8 protein-coding genes are annotated in these 10,825 nt (G+C 58.7%); 2 read left to right on the forward strand and 6 right to left on the reverse strand.

Annotated features, from left to right (window positions below):
* Positions 1-58 precede the first annotated feature (58 nt).
* Together ACH518_RS14485 and ACH518_RS14490 are read left to right on the forward strand one after the other, a co-directional pair.
* Positions 59-664 carry a GNAT family N-acetyltransferase gene (locus ACH518_RS14485; protein WP_140911252.1) on the forward strand — a complete coding sequence of 202 codons (606 nt, stop codon included), beginning with the start codon at positions 59-61 and terminating at the stop codon, positions 662-664.
* Positions 657-1,517, forward strand: a complete 861-nt coding sequence (locus tag ACH518_RS14490; protein WP_445370606.1) for a carbon-nitrogen hydrolase family protein — start codon at positions 657-659, stop codon at positions 1,515-1,517. The genes ACH518_RS14485 and ACH518_RS14490 overlap by 8 nt, the downstream gene beginning before the upstream one ends.
* 287 nt (positions 1,518-1,804) lie before the next feature.
* Here the strand turns inward: ACH518_RS14490 and ACH518_RS14495 are convergent, their stop codons facing one another.
* The 6 genes from ACH518_RS14495 to ACH518_RS14520 all read right to left on the reverse strand — a co-directional run bounded on the left by ACH518_RS14495 (position 1,805) and on the right by ACH518_RS14520 (position 10,820).
* The gene (locus tag ACH518_RS14495) at positions 1,805-2,815 is read right to left on the reverse strand and encodes a catalase family protein (protein ID WP_445370607.1); all 1,011 of its coding nucleotides are present in this window, start codon (positions 2,813-2,815) and stop codon (positions 1,805-1,807) included.
* A gap of 252 nt (positions 2,816-3,067) precedes the next feature.
* Positions 3,068-4,345 (reverse strand): sugar MFS transporter, encoded by a 1,278-nt coding sequence (locus ACH518_RS14500; RefSeq protein WP_445370608.1) that lies wholly within the window; start codon positions 4,343-4,345, stop codon positions 3,068-3,070.
* An 18-nt stretch (positions 4,346-4,363) separates the two neighbouring features.
* A complete protein-coding gene (locus tag ACH518_RS14505; protein WP_445370609.1) occupies positions 4,364-6,553 on the reverse strand; it encodes a glycoside hydrolase family 3 N-terminal domain-containing protein in 2,190 nt (729 codons plus the stop codon).
* Between the two features lie 267 nt (positions 6,554-6,820).
* The gene (locus ACH518_RS14510; protein ID WP_445370610.1) at positions 6,821-8,713 is read right to left on the reverse strand and encodes an ATP-binding cassette domain-containing protein; all 1,893 of its coding nucleotides are present in this window, start codon (positions 8,711-8,713) and stop codon (positions 6,821-6,823) included.
* Positions 8,704-9,909 carry a competence/damage-inducible protein A gene (locus ACH518_RS14515; protein ID WP_445370611.1) on the reverse strand — a complete coding sequence of 402 codons (1,206 nt, stop codon included), beginning with the start codon at positions 9,907-9,909 and terminating at the stop codon, positions 8,704-8,706. Before ACH518_RS14515 ends, ACH518_RS14510 begins: the two co-directional genes overlap by 10 nt.
* The gene (locus ACH518_RS14520; protein WP_445370612.1) at positions 9,906-10,820 is read right to left on the reverse strand and encodes an AEC family transporter; all 915 of its coding nucleotides are present in this window, start codon (positions 10,818-10,820) and stop codon (positions 9,906-9,908) included. The genes ACH518_RS14515 and ACH518_RS14520 overlap by 4 nt, the downstream gene beginning before the upstream one ends.
* Positions 10,821-10,825 lie beyond the last annotated feature (5 nt).

The raw sequence follows: 10,825 nt of genomic DNA on the forward strand, positions 1-10,825 counted from the left end.
GGATTGACCGGCCCGAAATGCCGGTTGCTGTTTCGTTTCCACCCAACCGCATATCCACATGAGCAAAGATATCCGCATTCAGCGCCTCAGCGGCGAAGCCTTGGTTCAATACATCCCGGAATTGGCGCGCCTGCGCATCGAAGTGTTCCGCGATTTTCCTTACCTGTACGACGGCGATTACGAGTACGAGAAAAAATACCTGCAAACCTACATCAACTGCCCGGACAGCGTCATCGTGCTGGCTTTCGACGACGACAAAATCATCGGCGCCTCGACTGCCATCCCGCTGAAATACGAAACCGACGAGGTCAAAAAGCCGTTCGTCGAACACGGTTACAACCCGGACGAGGTGTTTTATTGCGGCGAATCGGTGTTGAACAAAGCCTATCGCGGCTTGGGCATCGGTGTGAAGTTCTTCGAACAGCGCGAAGCCCACGCCGCAGACCTGGGCGGCTTCAAACACATCACCTTCTGCTGCGTCGAACGCCCAATCGACCATCCGCGCCGGCCCGCCGACTACGTGCCGCTGGACGCATTCTGGAATAAACGCAGTTATTTCAAGCATCCGGAACTGAAGACCACTTATTCCTGGAAGGATCTGGACGATAGCGCGGAAACGCCCAAGCCGATGACGTTCTGGTTGAAGGAGGAAGGCAATGCCTAAAATCGCCAGCGCCCAATACGATATCGGCTTCCTGGAAACCTGGGAAAACTTCGAAGCAAAGGCCCGCCGCTGGGTCCAGGAAGCCGCCGATAACCGGGCCGACATTCTGCTGTTCCCGGAATACGCCTGCATGGAATTGGCCTCGCTGTTCCCGCCGGAAATCTACCAATCTTTGTCCGGCCAGTTGGAAGCCCTGCAAAGCCTGTTGCCGCAGTACCTCGACTTGTTCAAATCCCTGGCCGCGCAACACCGGGTTTATATCCAGGCCGGCACTTATCCGGTCAAACACGACAACGGCGAATTCCGCAACCACGCCTATTTCTTCACCCCGCAAGGCGACGTCGATTTTCAGGAAAAACTGACGATGACCCGCTTCGAAAACGAGCAATGGCATATTTCCCGCGGCCTGGAAATTAAGGTATTCGATACCGTATTCGGCAAGGTGGCGATCAACATCTGCTACGACAGTGAATTCCCGCACTACGCTCGCCAGCAGACCGAACGCGGCGCCACTTTGATTCTGGTGCCGAGCTGCACCGATACCGAGGCCGGCTATTACCGGGTCCGGATCGGCTGCCAGGCCCGCGCCCTGGAAAATCAATGTTACGTGGTGCAGGCCTCGCTGGTCGGCAATGCGGACTGGTCGGAAGCCGTGGACGTCAACTGCGGCGCGGCGGCGATCTACACGCCGGTCGATCGCGGCTTCCCGAACAACGGCATTTTGGCAATCGGCGAATACAACAAAGTGCAATGGGTCTACGCCGACCTGGACTTGGCCGCGGTGGAAACCGTGCGCAATGTGGGACAGGTGTTCAATTACCTCGACTGGCCGAAACAGTTCGATTGCCGCTAACGCCCTATCCCAGCAGGCAGCGGCTGCATAATGCCGCGCCGTTTGGGAATGCCAGCAGATGGTATGCGCTGCGTACCATCGTCGGCTCGACCTTACTGAAAGCCAAGCCCTAGCTCGGGCCACAGAAGCCGTGCGGAAAATTCAGATCCGGAAGCATTCGGACTCTCGGTTCTCGTTAACACTAGTGTCATCAACGCTTTAAGCCCAGTGCCATCTTGACATCAGTCTGCATGGACACTGGAAACATCTGTATCTCCATTCGAACCGCTTGAGGTTGCTACCGCGAGCTAAATATCCCATCCACTCGGCTCGGTCCGCGGCACGTTGTTGGACTCGTGACGGAACGCCGAAATCGCATCGTAAACAACTTTCCGGGCCCGGTTGATGCCGCCTAGAGGCCGGTGTTCGGGTAAGGCATGCCAAGGCGTAAAAGACAACTGCTCGCCAAACGCATTCTGCGCCTCGGTATCAAACGCCTGCCGAAAGATCCTGAGCGTCGCCACCTTGCGGAATGGCGAAACCGATTCCGGCCATTCGACACCAGGGTCTTCGATCGGCATCGCCTCGGCGTCAGTTTGGAATTGCACTGCGAAGTCGAATAGCATATCGCCGACCTGCAACTGCTTGACCATGGCCTCGCGCAAAAAATCGGCCGTGGGTTTGGCCGGACGTTCGGCGACAGCAACGAGTTGCGGGATTGCCGCGTACTTGACCGCCAACTCCCCAAACAGATACGGTGTGGCGCTGAAGTAGCGGATCTGCAACGGGTTGGCGTGCCTGCGCATCGTTCTGAGTAAAATCCAGGCCACTCGCCAATGGCAAAGAAAAAACCGCAACTTGGCGAACAAACTACCGCTCAGCGCTGCTGCCAAGGCGTCAAATTCGGCAACGTCCCTGGCGACAAACTGATTGGCGCTAATCAAAAGCAAATCGTGGGTCTGTTCGTGCCGTTCGGCCTCCAGCACTTTATCGCCCGGCACTCCCATCAACTTGATCGCCATGCCGCGAATGTCACGGTCCCGGTCCGGTCTGATCGAGCCGCTGGCGTTGGAAAACCGGACCCAGGCCTGATAGGTTTTGGGTTCTTTGAACAAACCAACCCGCAATTCGTCATCCAAATCGGCGTTGACGGTAAACTCGGCTTTGACCAAACCATGCATCTTGGGATGGGCATCACGGCGCATGATGCCGGCTGGATAGTCATTTACGATTTTGGCTTTGAGCCGCGCGGAAAGGTTTTCGATGACCTGGGTTTCCGCTGGAGGGATAATTTCTTGCGCTAAAGGTTTTTCGGCCATTTTTGATTCTCCTCACCCTAAGGCGGCAGGCCCGGCGCGGGGCATGAAACCCAGCTTTTACAGTCGATACCCCATTTTATTGCGGGATATCGCTTTCTCAACTCAGCCGAACGCAGCCATTTCTTGTTGGTATTGCGCTATGCCATTTCAACCGAAAACTGCAAATAGGTACAGGAGTTTTGCAACGGCAGTGTCACGAGTTTGTTGGCGTCAACCGCTTTACAATTGGCGTAGCCCGCATTCAAGCTCGCGTCAGTCGGTATTGAACCGTAATTGGCGGGCGCAGCGCTTGCCGTAATAAGCGATGTACAGATAGCAAAGCAAAGGTACGAAAAACGCATACTGGATGCCGATGCGGTCGGCGAACAGGCCCTGCAGCAGCGGAATCAGCGCGCCGCCGACGATGGCCGAGCACAGGATACCGGAACCCTGGCCGGTATGAGCCCCCAGGCCGGTCAAGGCCAGGGAAAAAATGGTCGGAAACATGATCGAATTGCATAAACCGACCGCCAGAATGGCAACCGTCGCAACGCGACCGTCGGCCAACATCGCCAGACCGACCAATCCCGCCGCGCACAAAGCGTTGAAGATCAAAGCCTTGCCCGGATGAACCTTGCGCATCGCCACCGCGCCGATAAAGCGGCCCACCATCGCCCCGCCCCAATAGAACGACACCAGTTTGCCGGCTTCTTGTTCGGTCAGGCCGGCAATATCCGCCTGCCCCAGAAAATTGACCAGAAAGCTGCCGATGGCGACTTCGCCGCCGACGTACACAAAAATCGCCAGCGCGCCCAACACCAGCAACGGAAACTGCCAGGCACTGGCTGCGGCCTCCGGCTCAGGCATAGCCCCTGCTGATGCGGCCGGCGCCGTTGCAGTTACGGTGGGTAATTTCAGAAAGGCAAACACCGCCGCCAAACCGAACAACACCGCCGCCAGCCACAAATACGGCTGTTGCACCGCCGCCGCTTCCGCCGCCTGGTACACCGACAATTGTTCGGCGTTCAATGATGCCAGCTCGTCGGAGGTTTTCACTGCCGTCGCCAGAATCAGCAGGGAGCCGAAATAGGGCCCGATCGTCGTGCCCAAGGAATTGAAGGCCTGGGTCAAGGTCAACCGGCTCGAAGCCGTGTCCGGATTGCCCAACACCGTGACGTAGGGATTGGCGGCAACCTGCAGCAAGGTAATGCCGGAGGCCAACACAAAAAACGCGGTCAAAAACAAAGGATAGGCATGCAAAGCGGCCGCCGGATAAAACAGCAGACAACCGCCGCCGGCCACCGTCAGGCCGACGATGATGCCGGGCTTGTAACCGACTCTGTCCACCAGATAACCGCACGGCACCGACATCACGAAATAAGCCGCGAAGAAGCAAAACTGCACTAGCATGGCCTGGGTGTAATTCAAGGTGAAGACGGCCTTCAAATGCGGAATCAGAATGTCGTTCAGGCTGGTCAGAAATCCCCAGATAAAGAACAGCGAGGTCAGTACCGCCAAAGCGCCGCTATAGTTGTTTTGCTGATCGGCCATGCTTCGCTCCGGCACAGGCTAGTTCACTAAATGAAACGAAGCCGTTTCGGCGCCGACCGTGACGTGGAATTCGCCCGGCTCGACCACCCGTTTCATATCCAGGCCAATGAACGACAGGTCGCGCGGCGTTAACTCAAACTGCAGAGTGCGCTGCTCGCCCGGCTGCAATTCCACTTTCTTGAACGCTTTCAGTTGCTTGACCGGGCGGGTAACCGAGGCCGCGACGTCGTGCAGGTAGACCATCACGGTTTCCTTGCCGGCCAGACTGCCGGTGTTTTTGACGTTGACGCTCAACTGCAGATTTTCGCCGGCCGTAATCGCCGGTTTCGCCAGCCGCAAACCGCTGGTTTCGAAGCTGGTGTAGCTCAGGCCATGGCCGAACGAATACAAGGGCCGGTATTGGTTACTCTCGTAGGCTTCGATCGGTTTATGGTCGTAAGGCGTGATGTCGTTGGTATCGCGCGGGTAGGAAATCGGCAATTTACCGCTGGGATTGACGTTGCCGAACAGGATGTCGGCTACGGCCGCACCGCCCTCCATCCCCGGCAAAAAGCCGAGCACGACCGCCTGAGCCTGATTGGCGATTTCGGTGATGATGCGCGGCCGGCCGCCGAAGGTGACCAGCACCACCGGTTTACCGGTCTGGAAGATCGCCCGCGCCAATTGCAATTGCACCGGGTCCAGTTGCAAAGAATCGATGTTGCCTTCGGTTTCGGTATAGGTTTTTTCGCCCAGCGCCAACACCACCACATCGTGGTGCCGGGCTTCGCTGACGGCATGTTCGATGTTGATCTCGTCGCTGAATTGTTTGCCGCCGACATAAGTCACCTTGCCGTCGGTTTGTTGCCTGATCGCCTCCAACAGGGTCAGTTTGTCCTGCGGGTAAAGTTCTTCCTTGTTGCCTTGCCAGGTAATGGTCCAGCCGCCGTTCATCACGCTAAGCAGGTTTGCGGTCGGGCCGGTGACCAGGACGCTGGCATGTTTGCTCAACGGCAACATGCGCGCGTCGTTCTTGGCCAGCACGATGGCTTCGCGCGCCGCCTGGCGGTTGACCGCCGCGGCTGTGGCGGTAGCAAAGTGGCCGTACTCCGCCAAGGCCGGCTCACGCCGCTCGAACAGCCCGCTGCGGAATTTGACGCGCAGAATCCGGGCCACCGCCTCGTCTATCCGTGCCAGCGGCACTTCGCCTTGTTGGGCCAAATCCAGCAACAGGTAATAAAACGAGAAATCGAACGGCACCATGCTCATATCGACCCCGGCCATCACCGCGATTTTCACCGCCTCCCGCGGCGAGTCGGCCAGTTTGTCGCGGTTGTACAAGCGGATGATGTCTTCCCAATCCGATACGGTAAAACCGTCGAAGCCCATTTCGCCGCGCAGAATATCGGTCAGGTAATGGCGATTGGCGTGTCCCGGCACGCCATCGACTTCCGCCGAATTGACCATCACCGTCGGCGCGCCGGCCAGAACGCCGGCTTCGAACGGCGGCAGAAACCACTCGCGCAACGCGCGTTCGCCGATCCAGGCCGGCGTGCGGTCCTTGCCGTTTAACGGATAGCTGTAACCGACGTAATGTTTCAAACAGGTCGGCGCTTTATCGGCGGCCGCCATGTCCTGGCCCTGGTGGCCGCGGATGTAGGCGCTGCCCATCGCGCTGGCCAGATGCACGTCCTCGCCGTAGGTTTCCCACAACCGCGGCCACAGCGGCTGCCGGCCTATATCCATCACCGGGGCAAAATTCCAGTCCAAACCGGAGGCTTTGACTTCGCGGGCGGTGATCTCGCCTTCCTGGTAAGACAAATCCGGATTGAAGGTCGCCGCCATACTGATCGCTTGCGGGAACAGCACCGCATTTTGGGTATAGGTGGCGCCGTGAATCGCATCGATACCGTAGATCACCGGAATTTTCAGCCGGGTGCGGGCCGCGGCTTCGCGGATCTGCTGAGTCAGGCGCCGCCATTTGCCGAGCGGCTGCGCCTTGTTGTTCGGCGTACTCGGCGCATTCAGAATCGAGCCGACGTGATACTGCATCAAGGCTTGTTCCAGCTTGACCGGATCAACCGGGTTTTCGGCGTCCTGACCGTCGGCGACAGAAATCACGCTGAAATCGATTTGGGTCATCTGCCCGACCTTTTCTTCCAAGGTCATTTGCGCCAACAGCGCCTGAACTTGATCTTCGACGGCCTGGCTTGCTTCTTGTGCACTCACAGCGGACTCCATTACGGCTGACAGAATTAAAACGGAAAGATAATTTCTTATTTTCAAGGCTTTAGACACTCAATAACGCCGGCCGGATGCGCGCTGAAAACGGCAACAGGCGGCTGGTTAAAACGTTCTGCGCCGGCGATGCGCCGCCAACGCATTGACTGGATTTTAGCTTGATATAGGGCAATGCGCCTATTATCGAACCGGTTGAAAAGGATGCCCGGCCAATGCGGCGGGAATCCAGGCGATCAAGAGCGGCGCTAGCGGCCATTAGCTTTGTAGCGCATCCAATTCGTCCCAGCGACTATACGCCGCCGCCAGTTCGGTTTCGACCGCCTGCAACTCGGCCATGGTTCCGGCCACGGCGTCCTGCCCCTGTTTGTAAAACTCGGCGCCGCTCATCGTTGCGGTCAACTCGGCCTGGCGCGTCTCCAGTTGTTCGATACGCTCCGGCAACTGTTCCAGTTCGCGCTGCTCTTTGTAGCTGAGTTTTTTGCCGGTAGCGGGTTTGGGCTTTTCCTTTTTTGCAGCCGTTTCCGCGCTTTTCGCCGTTTCGACTTGCTGCTGTTTGTTGCGCTCCGATAAGGCGAACCAATCGGCATAGCCGCCGATGTACTCTTCGACCCGGCCCTCGCCTTCGAACACCAGCACGCTGGTGACGACGTTATCCAAAAACTCGCGGTCGTGGCTCACCAACAGCAAGGTGCCCTGGTACTGCACCAGTTTTTCTTCCAGAATTTCCAGGGTTTCCAGATCCAGATCGTTGGTCGGTTCGTCCATTACAATCAAGTTGGCCGGCTTGGTGAACAGCCGCGCAAGCAGCAACCGGTTTTTCTCGCCGCCGGACAAACTCCGCACCGGCGAACGCGCCCGCGCCGGCGCGAATAAAAAGTCGGCCAGATAGGACATGACGTGGCGCTTGCCGTCCGGAGTATCGACGAACTCGCCGCCGTCCAGCACGCTGTCGGCCACCGACAGTTCCGGATCGAGCTGTTCGCGCAACTGGTCGAAATAGGCGATTTGCAGATTGGTGCCCAACTCGACGCTGCCGGTAGTCGGCTGCAACTGGCCTAATAACAGCTTCAGCAAGGTCGATTTACCGGCGCCGTTGTTGCCGAGCAGGCCGATCTTGTCGCCGCGCTCGATCAGCAAGGAAAAATCCCTGATGATGGTTTTATCCTGATAGCCGAAGTTGACATTAACCGCTTCGATTACTTTCTTGCCGGAGCTCTCGCCTTTATGCAGCGCCAATTTGGCCGAACCTTGGCCGGTGCGGCGCTCGGCGCGCTCGGCGCGCAATTTCTTCAAGGCCCTGACCCGGCCTTCGTTACGGGTACGGCGGGCCTTGATGCCTTGCCGGATCCAGGCTTCTTCCTTAGCCAATTTCTTGTCGAATTCGGCATTTTGATTGGCTTCGTCTTCCAGCGCCGCGGCCTTGCGCACCAGGTAATCCTGGTAATTGCCGGCCCAGGAGGTCAATTGGCCGCGGTCCAGATCGATGATCCGCGTCGCCAATTTTTGCAGGAAAGCCCGGTCGTGGGTGACGAACATCACCGCGCCCGGAAATGCCAGAATCTGTTCTTCCAGCCAGGCGATACTCTCGAAATCCAGGTGGTTGGTCGGCTCGTCCAGCAGCAACACTTCCGGATCGATCACCAGCGCCCGCGCCAACGCCACCCGCCGTTTCCAGCCGCCGGAAAGGCTGCCGACCTTGACATCGGCCGGCAATTGCAGCCGGCTCAGTATCGCTTCGACCCGGGTTTGAAATTCCCAGCCGTGGTCGGCTTCGAGTTTATGTTGCACCTCGCCCAACGCCTGCAAAGCCTGTTCGCTGCCGTCCATGTGCGTCAATAGCTCGTGGTAGCTTGCGATCAGGCGCCCCAGTTCGCCCAAGCCGCCGGCCACCGCTTCGTAAATGGTTGCGTCGCCGTCCAGCGTCGGCGCCTGCTCCAGCCAGGCCAAGCGCAATTCCGGTTGCTTCCAGATTTCGCCGTGGTCGGGCGGAATCTCGCCGGCGATGATTTTCATCAGCGTGGATTTGCCTTCGCCGTTACGGCCCAGCAATCCGACCCGCTCGCCGGGATCGAGTTGGAATGAGGCGTTGTCCAGCAGTGCATGCACGCCGAAGGCGATGGAAACGTTGTTTAACCGAATTAAAGGCATGAGTTTTGAAAATAGCGTCTGAGAAGGTCCAGCGCCAACAACGCGGCCTGGTTCTGTTTATGGATACCGGCACCGTGCGCGGTTAACCGCCGGGAAACCACGCCTTGCGGCGTAGCCAGGGCATTATAAAGGACGATGCCGCTATCCTTATCGTCGAAACTGCCGGACTCGATTGCATAGAGCTGCACCAATCCGAAATCGGTCTGCCGCTCGGCCCGCAGTTCGCGCGCCAAGGCTTCGGCGCGGATTTCCCAATCATCGGCCGCGTCGGCAGCCGCGCTGTTCAACCGCAACTCGGCATGCTGCAACCAGGGCCGGCCCAGGCATTTGGCGGCCAGCAAGCCGTGGCTGGCGGTTTCCAGTACCGCCAGCGAATACCGGCCGGCGTTGAGCGCCGCGTCGACGACGGCCAGCAAGTCGCCCTGCACATCCGGCAAGCCGTCCACTGCGAACACATAGTCGCCGATGCGGGCGGCGGCTTCGGCGGCCACCCGCCCCCGTTCAGCTTCCGGAACCGCCGCTGGAAACAGCAGTTTGGCCTGCACTTCGTCCGGGGCGGCGCGAAATCCCAACACTGCACCGGGCGGCAAAGCCAAATGCGCCAGTTTCTCTTGAATCGCCGACTCGCCCAAACCGATGCAGCGCAAGGTCACCAAATGATCCGGCTGCAGTGAGAATCGTTGCAATAAATCGGCGCGCACCCAGTCGCCGAACATTTGCTTCATCTCGAACGGCACGCCGGGTAAAAATACGAACCAGCAACGCTGAAATTGCAATGCGAAACCGGGCGCGGTACCGAAGCGGTTGTCGATGCGCAGCGCTCCGGCCGGCAGTAACGCCTGTTTGCGATTGGCTTCCGGCATCGTGCGCTGCCGCCTGGCGTAATAGGCCTGGATCGCAGCGAAGGCTGCGGCGTCGAATTCAAGCGGCACACCGCTGGCCGCGCTGACCGCCGCCGCGGTCAAATCGTCGCAGGTCGGCCCCAGACCGCCGGTACAGATGCAACAGTCGGCGCGGCGGGCAATTTCGCCGAACAGATCGACCAGATCGGGCAAATCGTCGCCCACCGCGGTATGCCGCTTCAAGCTGAAACCCAGCTCGGTCAAATGCTGCGACAGCCAGGCGGCGTTGGAATCGACGGTCTGGCCGGTGATGATTTCGGCACCCTGGGAAAAGATTTCGGCGATCAAGGTCATAAGGAATGGAACCAAAAAGGTAGGCTGAACAAACTGCATGCCGTGGTCAGCGTCACGGCCATGGCATACAGGCCGCTATCGAGCCGATAACGGTCGCATAATACGATACCGAGCACCATGCTCGGCATGGCGATGTCGAGCACCGCGGCGGCTTTGAACTGGCCGGCCAATGCCAGATAGTCGGCCAGCCAGAAGGCGAACAATGGCATCAGCAACAGCTTGACCAGCAAGATCGGCACGACGTAAGGCAGATTGCGCAGATGTACGTCGCGCCAACTCAAGGCCAATCCCAACGAAAAGATCATCAGCGGCGCCACGGCACCGGAGCAAGTGTGCAACAGGCCGGCCAACCAGTCGGGAGTGGCGATTTGATTCAGGTTCAGTGCGACAGCGACAAAGGCCGCCCAAAACGGCGGCGCATTCAAAAACGCCAGCGGCGACTTGGGTTTATCTGCGGCAGACTCGCCGTAATGGCGGGCCAAGCCAACGCCCAGGGTAAACACCAAGGGCGCTGCGGCGAATAGATCGAGTTGAATCACCACCGAGCGCGACCAACTGCCAAAGGCCTGCTCCAATACCGGTAGGCCCAGGTAGGTGACGTTGGGAAATGCGGCGGCCAGGATCACGGCGCCGGTTTGCGGATTGCGGAACCGGCACAGCTTGCAGATCGCCCAACTCAGTCCGGCGGTTGCCAGGATGCTGGCGCAACCCAACAGGCTGAAGCTTAGCGATTGCCAACCGATATCGGCCCGCCAGAGTACGTCGAGCACCATCGCCGGCAGGAAAAAATAGTAGACCACGCTGGTCAATACCAGCCGGGTCTGCTCGGCGGACAGCCGGTTCGGCGTCGTGATTCGCCAGCCGGCACCGCACAGCATCAGCACGGTCATCTGTATCAATGTCGTATTCATCGCGA

Source organism: Methylomonas sp. HW2-6 (assembly GCF_052474525.1).